Raw genomic sequence first — 17,562 nt, 5'->3', positions numbered from 1 at the left:
AAAATATAATTATTCAATGATATTGTCCTCAAGATGAATTGTCGCGCCTTCTCTTGCTTTGACTCGCCCTTCAATCACGTTACCTCTTACAATTGCGTCACTTTCTTTAAACCGAACGTCAATTCCATAACTTGAGCGTATGGCATTGTTTTCAATAAGAGTGTTTCGAGATTTATTTAGGTATATTCCAACATCATTTACACAATTCAAAATCGTATTGTTGGTCATGATTCCATTGGAATGTTCATACTCACACTTTTTGTCCGCACAAAACTGTCGGCCAGTGCCGCCATTTCCAAATGACAAACCAATTCGAACTTCTCTAGGTGATGAATGAGGTAAGTTCATTTCGCACATAACAACGTTGTTATCAAATACTCCATGGCTTCCTCCGCCCTTTAAGAATGCGCCAGTAGATACCCAATACCCCTCTTTTGACGCTTTAGCAAAGTCAGCAATAAAGTTGCTTTTAATTAAGGTGGAATCACCACCAACGATATCCAATGGAGCTGTAGGCGATTTTGTTTGTCTTGGCCATTCGTTATAAAAGTCGTTATTAACTATTTTCAAGTAGTCAGGAAAATCGATGCTTCCATCTCGTTTAGGGTGGCCATTACTTTTGATATGAGAATTGAAATTAATAAACTGGTTGTTGATAACTGTAATAAAATCTGCGTTACCAACAATGTGAATAGCATGCTCTATCTTAGTATCAGCTCCTTCAACTCCTCTGAAAATAATGTTACTAAGATAAAGGTGTGACGCTCTGATCAATAAGCCTTCGACTAAATCCATCTCAAATGTCACATCGCCTAATTTTGCTGCACGTATGACGATAGGATTGCTAGGCTCGCCAGAGCGTCTAATACTGGGGGAGCGACCAGAAAAACGGTAAACCCCTTTCATCAATACAATATGTTCTCCTGGGGAAACTGTCTTTATCGCTTGTTTAAACTCCTGTTCGTTTGTAACTATAATCTCTCTATCGGCAACAGGGATTTTTGAAAAAGCAATGTCACTACCAACTCCCTTTAAATCTGTTGGTTTTTTGTAAATCTTGGTACTCTCTCCCTTAAACACAGAGTTTTCCGTACTCACTTTTTTAAATTGATCAACATACAGAGATAACGGAGATTGGTATGAAACAGCGGCGAGCACTAGGGTAAAGCCTACAACACTAGCAAATAAGATTTTAAGTTTCTTTTTGTTGAGCACTTCTTTAGAAAGCAAGAAAAAGCCATAAAAGAAAAACACCGAAAACAAAATATTTGCTCTGGCAGAGTCTAAAGGGTCGCCAAAAAGGCCAAAAGAAAATAATCCAATAAAGTAAGCTAAAATTAGGTGCTTTATGTTTTTTTGAGCAGCGCTGCTAGGTGAGGTTATAACTACCGTAGCGATCATCAGTAGCACCATAGACAAACCAACAATCCCAAATTGATAGAAAAAGCCTAAGTAGATATTTTTAATATGAAATGGTAAATGCTCGAAGTCATTATAAAAATACCAATGATCCATACCTTGCTCGAAACGAGCGTTTTTCAATAAGTTTTCATTACCTCGTGATGATGATTGTTCAACCAACTCTATACTTTTGATTTTAATCGGCTCTTTTCCATACCTGTTTTTAATTACGAAAGTAACTGGCCATTTTAAAAACGAAAACCCGCCTTTTCCTAACGTACCTGAATCGACTTCCAAGGTATAACTATCTGAGGCGCTATCATAATTGGTTACTCCGCCAGCACATACAGGTGCAAAATTGGAAGAATATATAATGTTTCGCTCACATATTGAGACGGGTATTCTGGTTGGCTTATAGCCTTCTATGTCCAACTTTATTTGATACGTGGTGTGTGGCTTTACATCAACGCGCTGACCAAAGGTAAGATCATGCCCCCGAGATAGTATTAATGAATTATCTCTGATGGTAAAAGTGCCAACTTCTGCCACTACTTCTGGGTGAGTGGTTAAATAGTTTATCGGCAGACTTCCGATGCCATTACCAAACAGAAAGCTGGTAGTCGTTGCCGTGCTCGATTCTGCTATTTTCAACCAATGGTCAAACCTAGATTTAAGGTCGCTGGCTGCTGTCTCCATACGAGCATTAAACTGGTAACCTGTAAATAAAATGCATGCGATGGAGATAATGCCCAGTTGCCCAATCACGCGATATAGATTGTCCAGCGGCGAAGAAAGCCTTTCAGTGAGTTTGGCTTGCATGAAACATATAACAACTAATAAAACACAACAAAGTGCACTAATATAGGGAACACTTTCTTCGCTGATCCACTTACTTTCTGCTGTGGATATATAAACCAGAGAGCCCAGTAAAGATATGATTGCGCTTATCTCAAGCTCATATGAAACCTTAATACGTCGCAAAATGTTAGGTACCAAAGAGAACACTAACATCACAAAATAAATAGCAATAAGGCCAGAATATCCCTTTGATACAAACAATTGGACTGACACTAGAGTAAGCCCAATAAACAAAATGATGCTATTTTTATTTACCCTTACTGAGTGATGGCGAAAGTGGCTTAACACTAAATAAAGAATAACCAATCCAACAGCAAAATAAGTTGCCCTTGTAAAGCCAACCATCACGCAATAACTCAAGCAAAATACTGCCACTAGCGACAATAAATTTAATCGTTTGTCGTTAAAATACTGTGTGCCCATGAATGACAGAGGCATCAAATAAAGTAGCAAGCCATCATAAGCTTCACCACCAGTATGCATGTCAGAACTTAACGCCGTCACGCGGTATGTTGTTGAAAAGTTTAGAAACGAGCCTGCTATATCCCAAATACTGCTAAATGAGAGCATCCGATATAAAACGCCGCGCTCCCACAGAATAACTAAAAACAAGAAAATGGAACCAATCAATGCACCTTTAATAAGTGTCGAAGTAAGGCTTTCAAGCTCTGATTGATCAATTGAGGCCAGATAAACGGCAAGTAAAAAGCCATAGAAGAAACCTTTGGCAATTTTAAATGCATATGCAGAGGAGTAATAAACATTAGTATACAAGGGCTCAGCGACATGCTGATAAAGCCCTGCAAAATCAACGTTCGATACGATAATGCTCAATAGTAAAATGGGAAATAATAAGTAACGCTTCGCGATCTTTTTTCTTAAAAGGCCTTTGATTCCCAAATATATGGCCAGTGGTGCAATTAGGAAATCAAATTCATTGAAAACAAGTCGTCCTGTCCAAGAACTTAAATCAACTAAAATAATAAAGCTGGGGAGAAGCAGTAAAAAAGCCTTGTCTAGCTTGCTCAAGACATACGAGTTACTTTTCTCACGTAACTCAATTGGCCTCCTTTTTTTAAGTATCTTTGCTGTATCGACTTCCACTGTGGGCGCCTGTCTGGTCATCTAGTTTCACATTTGCTATCGAAAGCGACTCTTTAAGCTCGCGGCTTAAATTCATCACCCCATTTTCAATCAAACCAAAACAATGGTCAAAATACTCCAAGCTTAGCGAAAACGGATCGTGTAAATGAGGATGCACTGGTTTACAGTAATTACCCAATAATCCTATTTGAATATTTTTATAGTTAGCAAGTTGGAGAGACAGTTTGTTCGCTTGTCTAACTTCCATGACTAAAAATAAGTCTCCTGCTCTTACTTCAAAGTCTTTCAGATCAGTCGCTAGATGGTGCTCCATATTTACACCGCGATTGTTGGCAGCCAACATAGCAACATCATTTGCGTTAACACCAGTTGTCGTAAATAAGCCCAGTGAAGATATAGGAAGACCAAGATCATGGGCTTGAGCATAGTGATGAGCGTACGCACTTCGACAAATATTTCCTAAACACACAAAGACCACTCGGCTTACTTTGGAGTGTTCAATTCTCTTAAACTGTTCAATTCGTCCAAAGTAGTAATCAAATAGTGCTAAAGAGTGACGCACAAAGCCACGCTCTGTACCGTATTCCTTTTGAAACAGTGGTCTTAAAAATTTCATATATCCCCAATCAAATCGTATCCAAAAACTCGACCGTATAGTTTTCCACTTGTCGCTTCCATTCTCTCGTTGAAAACGTATGGTCAGATGATGCAAGCCTTTGCGTAACACAGTGGGTTGATTTTATTTTTTTCCAGTCTTTATGCGTGAATGCTTGTTGTTCAAATTCTTTTGCCGTTAGGTCTTTGCCACTTAGGATCAACAGCACCTTTCCCTGATACTGTTTCAAGCCCTTTACCATTCGCTGCTGATAACTCAATTCATTTGATTTACTTTTTGTCACACTATCTTTAGCAAAGCTTCTAACTTCTCGTGCACTAGCTGAAACATTAACTTGGCCAGCTAACAACTTTCGCCAAAACTCTTTTGACAATAAACGCTGCAGATAATAAAACTTCAACATTGCCTTACCCTTTGCTTGCTCACTTTTAAGCCACGGATTAAGAAGTACTATACCGGCAATACGTGGGTCTTGATGGGCATAAATCAATGCCGCAGATGCTGCGTCACAAAGCCCCCAAATGACAATTTTTTTTAACTGAGGCTGCTGCGCTAACAATGCATTTATCGCGGCATTAATATCATCGTTTATGCTATCAAATTCAGCTTTTTTACCCTGCGAGTCTCCCATCCCAGTGTAATCGAAACGCATGGTAGTATAACCACTTCGTGCCAAGCTTCTAGCTAGTTGGACAAACTGGCGATGACTGCCGACTCTATATTGTGGCCCACCTACAACAATCAAAACGCCTGTCTCGTTGCGTTCCTCGCCAGCATGAATAATTGACAGTAATTGTTGGTTATTGGTGGAAAAAGTATAAGCGTATTCCATTACTTCCTTAGCAATTTTTCGGTGAGTAATACGCCTAACGCAGATAGCTCAGGCAGATCAAAAATTTCTGGCACTTGCCAAAAAGGTGGTGTTTGCATTGTATGAACAGAAATAGCATCACTTGCTTCAACAAACTTTTTCGTTGCTGGCATTACGTTCTCACTTGCCAATTCCAGCCAACTGACCGGGCTTTGCCATTCATGCTCAGGCAAAATTGTAATAGCTTCCATTTCTTCAATAAATGCTTTTGTTAGAACATAACCAGCCACTTCAACATCTTTACCCGCAAGTATTTCATTACGCCAATTCACTTTGTCAGTGTCGCTATTCATCATTTGATTAGCTTGCTTAACCCTAATCAATTGGCTGACGAATATCTTGCCATTAGTGACAGGTTTCCAAAGTATCTGCCCAGAAACGGGTAGCCGCTCATGAATAGCCTTCTGATTGGCCCCAAGCAGCATGGCACCCACCCTTACTCCTAGCAGGATAAGTTCTTTGTAGCCAAGAGATTGAAGCCATTTACCAACAACTAAAATATCCTCTCGCCAATCATCAAGAGAACTCTCTTCGAACTCGCCTTCACTATCACCCGTTCCGAAGTAATCAAGGATAAAACTGTCAAGTCCTTGCGCGGCATAAGCTTGGCACTGTTTTGCTAATACAGCCCGAGAAAGGTTGAGCTCCTCAACGATCGAGGGCAAACATAAAACCGCAGTATCTCCTTTTTGATTTCCAAACTGACTAACGAAAACTCTGCCTTTAATAGACGGTATAAAGTGGCCTTGTAACATCATTCTTAACTAACTATGTGGGGCATCATAAAAGCATGTAATTAACTTTGTAATATGGGCTACATCATTTACTGTTAAATTAGGGTGCATTGGCAGCCGAATTAGTGTCGAGGATACCCTTTCGGTTATCGGTAAAGGACCTTGATAAAAGCCTTGCTGCTTAGCATAAGGGGAGTTGTGCAATGGCATATAATGAAAAGTTGCTTTGACTTGGTTTAATTCTAAATACTCCAATAATTCATTTCGGATAGCTTCGCTTTGGCATATCAAAGGAAACATATGATGATTATTGGAGCAGTGTTCAGGTAACACAGGCAATTTAACTTTCTCAGCCTCTATTATTGAGGCTAAGCCAGTTAAATAAGCATCTGCAAGCAAAGCTCGTTTGCTCGTAATACTTTCCATGGACTCTAATTGTCCAAATAATAAGGCCGCTAATAGATCTGAGGGTACATATGAAGAGCCAATATCGACCCAAGTATACTTATCCACTTGACCACGGAAAAATTGCGATCGATTAGTGCCCTTTTCTCTAATAACCTCTGCTCGTTCCAACCAGTCTTCACGGTTTATCACCAAAGCACCAGCTTCGCCTGCTACAAAATTTTTCGTTTCATGAAAACTATAAGCCCCGGCATCGCCAATAGTCCCCGCATATTTTCCGTGATAAGCAGTGTCGACAGCTTGTGCAGCATCCTCTATGACATACAAACCATATGCCTTAGCAATACGATTAATTTCATTCATTTCGCAAATTGTACTGCCATAGTGAACTGGAACAATAGCCTTGGTGCGCGTTGTTATCGCCTCAATTATCTTGCTCTCATCCATGTTTAACGTGTCAGGTCTGATATCAATAAACTTAAGCTTTGCACCACGTAAGAGAAAGGCATTAGCAGTAGATACAAAAGTAAAACTTGGCATTATTACTTCGTCGCCAGCTTGAATGTCACATAGAATTGCTGCCATTTCTAGCGCTGATGTGCAAGAAGTCGTTAACAGTACCCTTTGAGCTCCGAATCTCTGTTGCATCAATTGCTGACACTTGTGCGTAAAGCTTTTATCACCAGCAAGCTCCCCTCTAGCTAACGCTTGGGCAACGTACTTTTGTTCCTTTTCAGAAATAAAAGGTTCGTTAAACTTTATTGTTTTCTCAACCACGTTAACTGTCGCCCTTGAAACTAGTACTCACGATGAACAATATCAATTAGATATTGACCGTATGGGGAATTCTTCATTGCTTGACCATAACTGATAACATCTTCTTTAGATAGCCAACCATTGCGATAAGCAATCTCTTCTGGGCAGGCAATTTTAAAGCCTTGGCGACGCTCAACAGTTTGCACAAACTGACTAGCGTCAAGTAAGCTGTCTTGTGTGCCTGTATCCAGCCATGCAAACCCTCGTCCTAACAAGGATACATTTAAATCGTCAGTTTCTAAGTACACTTTATTAATATCTGTAATTTCTAACTCACCACGTGCGGACGGGGTTAACGACTTTGCAATATCAACCACTTTATTGTCGTAAAAATACAATCCAGTGACCGCCCAATTAGATTTAGGTTTTGTCGGTTTTTCTTCTATCGACTTCGCTTTCATTGTTTGGTCGAACTCGACAACACCAAATCGTTCCGGATCTTTAACGTTGTAACCAAACACAGTTGCACCATCTGTCCTTTGTGTTGCCTCCACAAGCTTTTCCGAAAAGCCTTGGCCATAAAAAATATTATCGCCCAAAATTAAACAGACCCTGTCTTGCTCAATAAACTCTTCGGCTAAAATAAATGCTTGAGCAATGCCATCCGGTTTTGCTTGTACCTTATAGTTAAACTTCACACCGAAGCGGCTACCATCGCCGAGCAAGTCTTTAAAACGAGGTAAGTCCGCTGGCGTTGAAATAATCAAAACGTCTTTTATCCCAGCCAACATGAGTACTGATAACGGGTAGTAGATCATCGGCTTGTCGTAAACGGGTATTAACTGTTTAGATACACCAATCGTAATTGGACTTAACCTTGAACCACTTCCACCTGCAAGAATAATTCCTTTCATTCCAAAGCTCCCTGTCTAATTAGATGCCCAGTCGTTGTCTTTGATACGAACCATCTTGAACACGTTCGCACCATTCAAGGTTGTCTAGATACCATGCGACGGTTTTCTTCATACCTGTTTCAAACGTTTCATGAGGCTGCCAATCAAGAGCATTGGCTATTTTTGATGCGTCGATAGCATAACGCAAATCATGGCCAGGGCGGTCAGCAACAAAGGTAATAAGTTCACTATAAGCCCCTATTCCTGCTGGCTTTTCTGGCGCCATTTCTTCAAGTAATTGACAAATAAACTGCACGACTTCAATGTTTGCTTTCTCATTGAAACCGCCAATGTTATAGGTTTCCCCAATTAAACCTTCAGTGGCAACTTTGACTAAAGCCTGAGCATGATCTTCGACAAACAGCCAATCTCTGATCTGCTTTCCGTCCCCATAAATAGGCAATGGTTTACCTTCAAGCGCATTCAATATCGTCAGTGGAATAAGCTTTTCAGGAAAATGATAAGGGCCATAGTTATTGGAGCAATTCGTGATAACTATTGGTAAATCATAGGTTCGATGCCAAGCCCTGACAAGGTGATCTGAAGAAGCTTTGCTGGCGGAGTAAGGAGAGCTAGGCTGATAAGCTGTGGACTCTGTGAAATAACTCCCGTCTGCGAGATCACCGTATACTTCATCAGTTGAAATATGGTGAAATTTAAAAGAGTGTTGGAGCGAATTACTCAGCCCTTGCCAATAGTTGCGCGCAGCCTCTAAAAGTGTATAAGTTCCAACAATATTGGTTTGGATAAATTCTGCAGGTCCATCTATTGACCTATCAACATGGCTTTCTGCGGCAAGGTGCATGACGATTGCTGGCTGATATTCTTCGAATACAACACCTAATTTTTCGGCATCACAAATATCCATTTTTACAAAGTTATATCGGGAGTTACCCTCAACCTTGCTCAAAGACTCTAAATTGCCCGCATATGTTAACTTATCAAGGTTAACAACAGTATGGTCTGTACTTTCAATTAGATACCGAATAACAGCTGAACCAATAAAACCCGCCCCACCTGTAACCAAAATAGTAGCCATCATACTCCCTGTTTATAATACGCTAATCCAAGACTTTATAACCTTGACTTAAGACCACGATTCCTAGAACAATCAATCCTGTACCTACTAGTTTATGTATGTTCAGTGACTCACCAAATAGTAATACAGAAAATATCATTACGATAACAAAAGCGGTGCTCATAAATGGGTAAGCAAAACTGAGTGAAAACTTAGTCATTGCCGCCATCCAAAATAAGCTAGCAATAAAAGCTGATAAAAAACCACTTAGAATAAATGGGTCAAAAACAATCAGCTTGATTAAGTAGACGGCTTTATCGAAGAGATTTTCAGGCAAATCTCCATTTAAATTCATACGCCACTTTAAAACTAGCTGCCCATAAACCGTAAAAAAAATACAGCCTACTATATACAAATATGCCAATTTAAATCCCTGCCCAATTAGATATTAATAAGCTGTTTTATAACTTTGCTTAAATTAGAAGCTGATTCCAGACAAATTATGGATAAACTTTTGTAAATTTAAATAACCGACATTGTTCACTTTATCTTCAGACAATCCTTCAGTAAAGAGGTTAAACCTCGCTCTCATCTTTTCAGCACTGTATTCAGGCCCATCTGAGCCGACACATATCCGTCGATCAAACAAACTAAATGCAAAACGAATATCTTGATCAATGGATGAGCCTTCATACTTGCAAAGAGTAAGCGAAAGATCCAATAGCACATTGCTAAAAGCACGGGCTATTTCAATATATTGTAATAGGTGAACGCCACCAGCATGGACCAGAATAATCGGTACGTTATCTAGTTTGTTAAGCAAATCCATCATCGCATACGGGTGACTTAAATGTGCTCTTGGGGAGTTCTCCCAGCAATATGTGCACAACATAGGGCAAAGTTTGTGATCGACAGCAAGCCGAATCGCAGTAACTAAGAATTCATCACACAGTGAGAACTTACCAAGCCTAGGATGCATCTTAATACCAACATAACCAGCCTTCTTAAGTGATTTAAAGTAAGCAGATAAGCTTGCCGTAGAATAATCCTTAACAGCCATTACATCCAAATAGGCAATAGGAAAAAGTTTCTCAGAATGGCTGCGAACAAAATCAGCATAAGTCGCTTCTTTATATCCGCCAATATCAGTTCCCATGCCTACGGCCAAAGCCCATTTGACATTGGCTCGTTCCATACTTTCTAACAAAACTTGTATAGAGTTTTTTCCATCATATGCGGTATGCATCCAGTTGCCATTTGGCATAGGATGAGTAAGACAATCAAACAAAGGTACATCATTGATATTCAATACAAATCTCCTTTTGCACTTCAGAAACGATATTGTCTAATTGCTCTTCGTCTTGGGCTTTGATAATTACGTGACCATGGCGTGTTGTATCATCTGTAATAGCAACTAGTTCATCTCCTAGCTCAAAATTGTAATTGAAATCAATAACCCCTTCTATCTCCAGAATTTTGTTAGGCGACGTTCTTTGTATCACCTTTCCTGCTGTGAATTTTAGCCAAACAAGTTTCATAACTTGGCATTTTTGCAACTTTATATCGCAAGAGTTGATTAAAGGAGTTTCGCCCAACGCATACCTGACAAGATATTGATTTAGATTGATGCCACTCATTCCTTTGGCCAAGTGAGAGGAAATATTATTACCACCGCCACGAGCAGCAATTTCGATGAGATAAAAGGTTCCATTGACATACTTGTACTCAGCATGCGTAATGCCAAATGGCAACCCCAAAGCCTCAACTAATTTATCGTTTTGTTCCTTAAGCGCGTAAACATCTATACCTTTAAACTCTTGTTTATAAAGGATATGTTCAGATACAGTGGGGCAGGATGAATAGCCTTGTTTCTGTGAGATCGCTAAGCTATGGTGCTTTGTGTGGTCTTTAAAGCCCTCGACCGTGTATTCTGTGCCGTCAATAAAACCTTCAATCAGTATACTTTGTTGCTCGAAGCTTGCGGCAAAAGCATGCTTTACTGCACCTCTTAACTCACTTTCAGAGTGTACTATTGTAACGCCTCGACTCCCTTGGCTTGATCTCGGTTTCACGACTAAAGGAAAGCCAATTTCTTTTACTATTCTTTCTAGCGGTTCATATTGTTTGAGTTCATAAAAGGGCGGGCAAGGAACACCTATTTCACTTGCTAATTGACGCATCAGCAATTTGTCTGTAAACCTTAAAGCGCATTCAATACCAATACCAGGCAGCTTCTGTTGCTCAGCCACGTGAGCGACTGTCACAACAGCTATATCCGACTGATCTGTTAGTACAGCACATGGCTTATACTGCTTAGCTACTTCTAGATTTTTATCAACATCTTTTACATCTGCTTCAACGAAAAAATCAGCTACCTGAGCTCCTGGAGTGTGGCTATATAAATTAGTGTTCAATACCTTGTAACCCAATAACTGGCATTCTCTAATAATCGGCACTTGCCATTGTCCACCAGTGATTACAAAAATAACTTTTTCCATGGCCATTACTCATCTAAAATAGCTAAGCCAACGCCGGTCTTGCCATACCCATTACCGTTGTAAGTCATATATCTGTGCCCACCAGCATCAAAAATAAATGCATATTCTTGCATAACATCATCAAAACCTTTTATAGCGGGCGTTGATTCATGCCATTGGAACTCTTGGTCTTTGCGCGTCCAATGTTCACCATCTTCAGATTCGGCATAGCCTATTCGATAAAAATCACCTCTATATGAAACCCACATTCGCATTGTATTGTGCTCTTTAATCAACATAGGCTTGCAAATAACATGCTCATTGGCACCCGTGAATGGAGTGATAACTTTACCTGGCCGTTGCCAGTTGACCCCATCTTCTGAATAGCAAACCTTTAATTGATAAAAGTGCTTGTATGAACCATTGGACATTTTTTCCCATCGCTCGAAGCAGGTATAATACATCACCCATTTTGTACTAGTCCTATGAACACTTAATGAGCCAGTGCAAATCGGTTCTTCATCTATACGAGGTAATATTGGTGCTCGACTGACTCGTTTAAATTGTTTTGTCGCCTTGTCATAAATCGCTTCGCCAATATTGACTTGGAAACCTCCAATCCCTCCAGCTTGCCAGCCACCGTAATAGAGTTTTTTTCTTTCGCCATCACAAACTATCCATGGGTATGAAACTCCACTTTCATCAAAGCAACCAACCTCTCCCACATCAAAAACAGGTTCAGCTGAAATATTGAGCACTTGACTAGGATCACTTTTATCTAACAAAGCAACTCCTATTCTGGAAATTCCATGCTCATCCCTGCCAACCACATATAATTCGATACCGTCTTCATTAACTGACGCGAAGGTGGGTCCACAGAAGTGGGTCATCCACCATATATCTTTATTAGGCTCAATAAGCCGACCTAGGCGCCGCCACTTATTACCTAACATTCTTTACAGCTCCATTAAGGTTTCTTTTTTCCTTAACAAAATATGCTGGGCGATTCTTTACTTCCCAAAAGATAACTTCAATATAAAGCCCCAAAATACCAATTAGCACCATTACAACACCACCAACAAAAAATGTTGATACAATCGAGCTCGTCCAACCGGGAATGGTTGCGTCGTACATTAGCTTTGTATAAATCAAATAAACACCATAAACGAATGAAGAAAATGATGACAACATGCCGATACCGATTCCTGCTCTTAGTAGCTTGGTTGAACTATTAGTAATACCTCTAAACGCCATCGCCAGGCGGGAAAAAAAGTTATAGCTACTTTCTCCCTCAAATCTTTCATCATGCTCCACATCAACAACAACATAGCGAAAGCCTACATATTGTAATAACCCTAAAAATAAGCGCTTATTTTCTTCTAACTGATTGATTGCTGTGTATGCTTTTCTAGACATGGCGACAAAGCTTACATTAAAAGAAAAATCTCGGTTTTCAGTTAGAACAGAAAATATTTTATAGAATGCTTTTGATGTAATTTGGGTAAGGAAGCTTTCTTTACCCCGAATTGTTGAGCGACCAAAAACTATGTCGTTTTCATCTGACATAGCATTAACAAGCTTGGGGATCTCTTCTGGACGGTCTTGCAAGTCGCAATCCATTACAATGGCTACGTCACCCGATGCTTCAGCCAACCCGGCAGATATGGCATAGTGCTGACCAAAGTTTCTACTCAGATTAACGCCTTTAACACTTTGGTCATGGTCACATAGGGCGCGAATGTGCTGCCATGAATTGTGTGGACAACTATCATTAACCATAATCAGTTCATACGCCCAATTATTGCTAGTCATGACCTTAGCAACCCTTTCATACAATGGGCGAAGTGAGTCTGGAGAGCCAAAAACGGGTACAACAATAGATATTTTAAACACTGCGCTTCCTTAGGTACTAATCCTTATTATTTGATAAACGACACTACAAATTAATGAAGTGCTTTTTAAACCATAAACATTCAATTTTAATAAAAAATTTTGTAATTTTTCAGTGTTGCAAAAGTATCTGTACCCCAAGTACTGAGCCATTTTCCTACTGCAGCTTGTAGAGGGCATTACGTCCAAAAACGATATCTGGCTGTTGATGCCAATCAGTGCGCACCTCGTCTAGTAATAAATACTTTGCACTATATCTTTTTGCTAGTTCGATAAATTTATCATGAGACATTTCGTTATAGTTATTGTCAATTTCTCTACACACTTTAAAGCCAACAGAAGAGAAATCTTCACCATTGTTGAGAGCTTTTAGTCTTGCAAGCCACTCAGAGTAATTTCCCCCCACTGGCGTGAGTTTATAATTGACTATCATGCCTCGATTGGATTCAACCCAAAAATTCCCTTTACAAGGGTTAACAATGAAGATGTCTTGCTTGTCTGTGTGTAACTTAATCCAATTCATCATTTCCTTGGATTGTGAATTTACATCTACCACATCAGTCTTATTTTGAAGGCTGAGTGTTTTCCAGTACAAAAGCTTTAGCTTGTTTAGACCCAGAGGGGACCATATCAATAAGACTATTCCAGCACTAATGGCAATCAAGCGCTTATTGATAAACTCTCTTATAAAAATTATTTGATAAAGCACATAGCCGATAAGTAAGGTACTAAAAAGCAGAAACAAAGAATCAAAAAGCCTAAAAGGATAAATGATTAGCAGCTCATAGATATTGAAATACTTAGCTGCCACTCCAATTATGAATATGACCCAAAGCCCCAAAGTGAATGAGAGCAACAGTTGGAACGACTGATACTGTGTATTTGATGCGGTAAACTTAAGAGCAAGCAGTGCACCGCCCAAAAGAAAAATTATCAGAAGCGATTTAAGGTCAAGAAAAAAAGAAGGATCTAAATGATGGGGATTTCTAAACTCCACTAGAGAGCGAGCAACGTCTATAGTATCTGCGCCTGCATGGGTGGCACTTGGCCCGTTAGAAAGTAATAAAATAACGACAAATACTGCAAACGGTAGTGAGGTATAAGCAAATTTAAGTAACGGCTGCCAACTCTCTCTTTTCACTCGAAACAAAAGCAAAGCTCCAAGCACTAACGCAGACCATCCACCAACAATGACGTGAGAAATAAATGCTAAACCAGCGGCTAAACCTGCCAATTTAAATTTGCTTTCATTTACAAAGGCCAAGCTCAGAAAGACAAAACCGTATGCAAATACCTTTTGTTCTGCACCTCTAAATACCCATGCACCTGCTGCTAAGTCTTGATCAAATATAAAAAATATCAACGCTCCCCCAGCAATAACTAGAGGGACATTCAGGGTTCGAGCAAGATACAAAAAACAACAAACTACAAATGATTGCTGAATAAATCGAGCAATCAATGCCGCACTTTCTAAATCATTACTGAAGAAAAGTATTATTGATAGGAAGATAGAGAAAATATAACCAAAGGCATTGCTTGTATTACTGATTGTCCAATCGTTTAGGAAAAGTTGGTTATCTATTAGTTTTATTGCATTAACAAAATATACAGCCTCATTTGATCCTAAATTTGACGCATTACTGCCAAGTAAAAATTGACTTGTAAGGAATGCAGCAATACAAAGAATTGGGACAAGTACAACATTAACTATTTGATTGTTCATAAAATCCCTTTATTGCAATACTTCTCGTCAAACACTCACATTCTAGTTTGATAGCAAAACTACAATATGAGTGATCAAACATTATGTGCTCTTAACACAAAAGCAAAAACACTTATATGTGAAGAAAGTTGGTTAGTGTAATTCTGCCAAACTAATTATGTTTCCGTTATCCAATATATTTATACAGTAAGTTTATTACAATCATAATTTAGACTGCACAAAGCTCTCGATACTGCCCAATGTTTCAAAAACTTCCGCACTAACCTCATCATCCTCGATTAAGATACCGTAGTTATCTTCAATCATGGTCAATGTAGTGACAATTGCCATCGAATCAAATTCTGGAATAGCGCCTAATACTTGCGTTTCGGCCTCCCAGCTTTCAACCTCCTCTAGCTGTAAAGTTTCTTTTAATAGTTCTTTTAATTCATCAATTAACGCCATAGTTATTATTCTCTAACTTATTTTTAGATACGACTAAGAACAGACCTTTTTTCTAATTTGCGAAGCCCTATTCTTTGCTAAAAGATAACACCCTACTATGCTTTTAGGGTTAATTATTTGTATGCCAAAAAGATTTTTAGATTGCGACATCCAGTCTCTCTTGAAAGCATCATTGCCAGTAAGAAAGTCTATTTTTTCAACCTTATCTACATCAATCACACGCTCAAACATAGCTGCCGTTAAAACTGTGCCAGGTGATAACATTTTGTATTTGTTATCATAAGCCAGCTTGTATATGTATGCATTTGAGTTTTCTACCAACCACAATTGAGTTGCTGCGGGCTCATTATCGATGGTTAGAACACCTAGCCTCAGTTGCCCATTAATAGCTGAAGTACGGATGAGTGCACTGATAAATTCTGGATAAGGTTCATGCTTTTTCCAGCTATTGTTATAAACAGCATGGTATTTATTAATATAAGACTCAATTTCCTTGCTGCTATCAACAATTTTGATATCCCAATCAGTTTTACTATCAAGCTGTTTCTTCTTTCGCTTGATTGTATTTTTTACTCTGCTCGGTAACCCTGTAAAGTAATCTTGGTAGGACCCATTAATATACTGGTAATAATTCTTAGTCATCCAATATGGAAAAAAATAACTTCCCTTACGCTTTGAGTTATTTGCTATCGCTTCAAGTAAATCGCTTTTCAACGGGAAAAAGTCAATTAAGTGCCAAGACTCCTTAATACTATTAAGCTGAGCAACCAGATACTCTAACGCGATGCTAGCTTGCACTTTATTTTCATCAATAGCGATACGGTAACAAGGGGTATAATAATTAGTTAAGCTAGTTATAACGTTAATGTTCAGTGTTAATGCTAACTTTTTCTTATTACGCCACATCGGCATGACTGCTACAGCTTCGTTTTGCTGATTAACCATGCAGTAAAATTTAACTTCGCCCTGCTTGTCTGCAACTTGCTGGCAAAAGGTGGTATACCATGCTGCGCTGTTAAATAACGTTAACTCTGATTGGCTATCCAACAGATCCTTAAAGTCTTCTGGCAAAAGATCTACATTATTAACTTCGAAGGTGTGATAGTCAGAAACATTCTTAAATTCAGGCTGGAAACCGATCCGCTTAGCTATTTTATATTTAACTCGAGTAATTAATTTCTTTGCGGCAACATTAAAAGGGGCTAAATCGCCATATTGCAAATATGAAAAGGCAGTTGAAAAGCCTTTACCGAAGAATGGTATATACATCGAAAGATGTCTTGGGAAAGCGGTTATATCTCGCTCGCTATCAAACCAAATAACGCTTTTTTTCGGGGAAAAATCTGAAACAACTTGCCCCGTTGCATGTTGATATTCTGCAAGCAGTAAATTGCACCCCGACGCTATGCATAGCCCGACCCAAAAATCTGTGCGGCCAACTGTTGGCTCAATTACCCAGTACCTTCCTTGTCGATCTTTCTTTAACTCTAGTGAAACAGGACCTGACATATTCAAGCCATCAAAAAATGACTTAGTGATTGCCATAACTGTATCGTTATTGGTAGTTACAGCGACTGTTGTTTGCCCCATTGCAGGCGGGAATGACTCAAGCTTCTTGCCGACAAACTCTGTTTGAACATCCCCATCAGCTAAGTATAAAGCGCCAAAATACAGATCTTCATCGGTTCCCGAGATCCAGTGCTGCACAATAATGGGTAAATCAGCTTGATAGGTTTCCAGTAATTGGCTGAGTTCATTGATATCTTTACATTTAATCGCCTTAAAGCCTGATTGAGGATTTACAGGCTTTGCAATGATAGGAAACTCAAATTTCTGTCCAACTTGAGCGACATCTGATGTTTCTCTCACTACAAAAGACTGTGGATAATTTAATCCAACCTCTTTGCACCTTGTTTCAATATTGCTCTTGAGTAAAAGTGACAGTACCTGATCAGCACACCCCCACCAAGACAACAAAAAGTGAGGGCTTAACTGAGTAATGTGCTGAGCAATAATTTTTACGTTATTGTCATTGGTAGGAAATAGCACTATTTCTCTAGAATGTTCAAACGCGGCTCTAAAGCGTATAAGATCGTCAACCAGCGAATCTGATTTAATATTGCGGATAAAGTGAACCTTAGCAATATTAGTAGCCGAACCAGGTAATTTTGAGTTCGCTTCAAATGCATGAACTTCAATGCCCGCGCTAGCAAGTGCTCTCGCCATTGCTAGCCCATGGCTGCAAAGGCCTATGATTAAGGCTATTGGAGGGTGAATATTTGTCATCTAATTATTGTTATCCCTAACCACAC

15 protein-coding genes are annotated in these 17,562 nt (G+C 39.3%); all 15 read right to left on the bottom strand.

All coding sequences use genetic code 11. The features are described from left to right. Positions 1-9 precede the first annotated feature (9 nt). Entirely contained in the window at positions 10-3,363 is a 3,354-nt protein-coding gene (locus tag ACSLUR_RS16970) for a right-handed parallel beta-helix repeat-containing protein (protein WP_448556518.1), read from the bottom strand. Next, positions 3,335-3,979: an arsenate reductase/protein-tyrosine-phosphatase family protein gene (locus tag ACSLUR_RS16965; protein WP_448556516.1), complete on the bottom strand. Its 645-nt coding sequence runs from the start codon at positions 3,977-3,979 to the stop codon at positions 3,335-3,337. Before ACSLUR_RS16965 ends, ACSLUR_RS16970 begins: the two co-directional genes overlap by 29 nt. 10 nt (positions 3,980-3,989) lie before the next feature. After that, complete coding sequence (locus ACSLUR_RS16960) at positions 3,990-4,811, bottom strand: hydrolase 1, exosortase A system-associated (RefSeq protein WP_448556514.1); 822 nt, start codon at positions 4,809-4,811, stop codon at positions 3,990-3,992. Next, entirely contained in the window at positions 4,811-5,608 is a 798-nt protein-coding gene (locus ACSLUR_RS16955) for an alpha/beta hydrolase family protein (RefSeq protein ID WP_448556512.1), read from the bottom strand. Before ACSLUR_RS16955 ends, ACSLUR_RS16960 begins: the two co-directional genes overlap by 1 nt. Before the next feature lie 6 nt (positions 5,609-5,614). Beyond that, positions 5,615-6,766 (bottom strand): dTDP-4-amino-4,6-dideoxygalactose transaminase, encoded by a 1,152-nt coding sequence (rffA, locus tag ACSLUR_RS16950; protein ID WP_448556510.1) that lies wholly within the window; start codon positions 6,764-6,766, stop codon positions 5,615-5,617. A 20-nt stretch (positions 6,767-6,786) separates the two neighbouring features. Beyond that, a complete protein-coding gene (rfbA, locus tag ACSLUR_RS16945; RefSeq protein ID WP_448556508.1) occupies positions 6,787-7,659 on the bottom strand; it encodes a glucose-1-phosphate thymidylyltransferase RfbA in 873 nt (290 codons plus the stop codon). A 19-nt stretch (positions 7,660-7,678) separates the two neighbouring features. Next, on the bottom strand, positions 7,679-8,740 hold the full coding sequence (gene rfbB / locus ACSLUR_RS16940) for a dTDP-glucose 4,6-dehydratase (protein ID WP_448556506.1): 1,062 nt from the start codon (positions 8,738-8,740) through the stop codon (positions 7,679-7,681). Positions 8,741-8,759: 19 nt separating this feature from the next. Then, a complete protein-coding gene (locus ACSLUR_RS16935; RefSeq protein WP_448556504.1) occupies positions 8,760-9,071 on the bottom strand; it encodes an EamA family transporter in 312 nt (103 codons plus the stop codon). A gap of 123 nt (positions 9,072-9,194) precedes the next feature. Further along, on the bottom strand, positions 9,195-10,025 hold the full coding sequence (locus ACSLUR_RS16930) for an amidohydrolase family protein (RefSeq protein ID WP_448556502.1): 831 nt from the start codon (positions 10,023-10,025) through the stop codon (positions 9,195-9,197). Further along, on the bottom strand, positions 10,012-11,214 hold the full coding sequence (locus ACSLUR_RS16925) for an ATP-grasp domain-containing protein (RefSeq protein WP_448556500.1): 1,203 nt from the start codon (positions 11,212-11,214) through the stop codon (positions 10,012-10,014). The genes ACSLUR_RS16930 and ACSLUR_RS16925 overlap by 14 nt, the downstream gene beginning before the upstream one ends. Before the next feature lie 5 nt (positions 11,215-11,219). Further along, positions 11,220-12,146, bottom strand: a complete 927-nt coding sequence (locus ACSLUR_RS16920) for a glycoside hydrolase family protein (RefSeq protein ID WP_448556498.1) — start codon at positions 12,144-12,146, stop codon at positions 11,220-11,222. Next, positions 12,136-13,086 carry a glycosyltransferase family 2 protein gene (locus tag ACSLUR_RS16915; RefSeq protein WP_448556496.1) on the bottom strand — a complete coding sequence of 317 codons (951 nt, stop codon included), beginning with the start codon at positions 13,084-13,086 and terminating at the stop codon, positions 12,136-12,138. The genes ACSLUR_RS16920 and ACSLUR_RS16915 overlap by 11 nt, the downstream gene beginning before the upstream one ends. A gap of 154 nt (positions 13,087-13,240) precedes the next feature. Continuing rightward, positions 13,241-14,806: a DUF6798 domain-containing protein gene (locus ACSLUR_RS16910; protein WP_448556493.1), complete on the bottom strand. Its 1,566-nt coding sequence runs from the start codon at positions 14,804-14,806 to the stop codon at positions 13,241-13,243. A gap of 201 nt (positions 14,807-15,007) precedes the next feature. Beyond that, positions 15,008-15,250, bottom strand: a complete 243-nt coding sequence (locus ACSLUR_RS16905) for an acyl carrier protein (protein WP_448556491.1) — start codon at positions 15,248-15,250, stop codon at positions 15,008-15,010. A 33-nt stretch (positions 15,251-15,283) separates the two neighbouring features. Beyond that, on the bottom strand, positions 15,284-17,536 hold the full coding sequence (locus tag ACSLUR_RS16900; protein ID WP_448556489.1) for a GNAT family N-acetyltransferase: 2,253 nt from the start codon (positions 17,534-17,536) through the stop codon (positions 15,284-15,286). Between the last annotated feature and the right edge of the window lie 26 nt (positions 17,537-17,562).

This window comes from Thalassotalea montiporae, from assembly GCF_053485855.1.
Note: the sequence above shows the minus strand (reverse complement) of the source record. Positions and strands in the feature narration are given on the sequence as shown.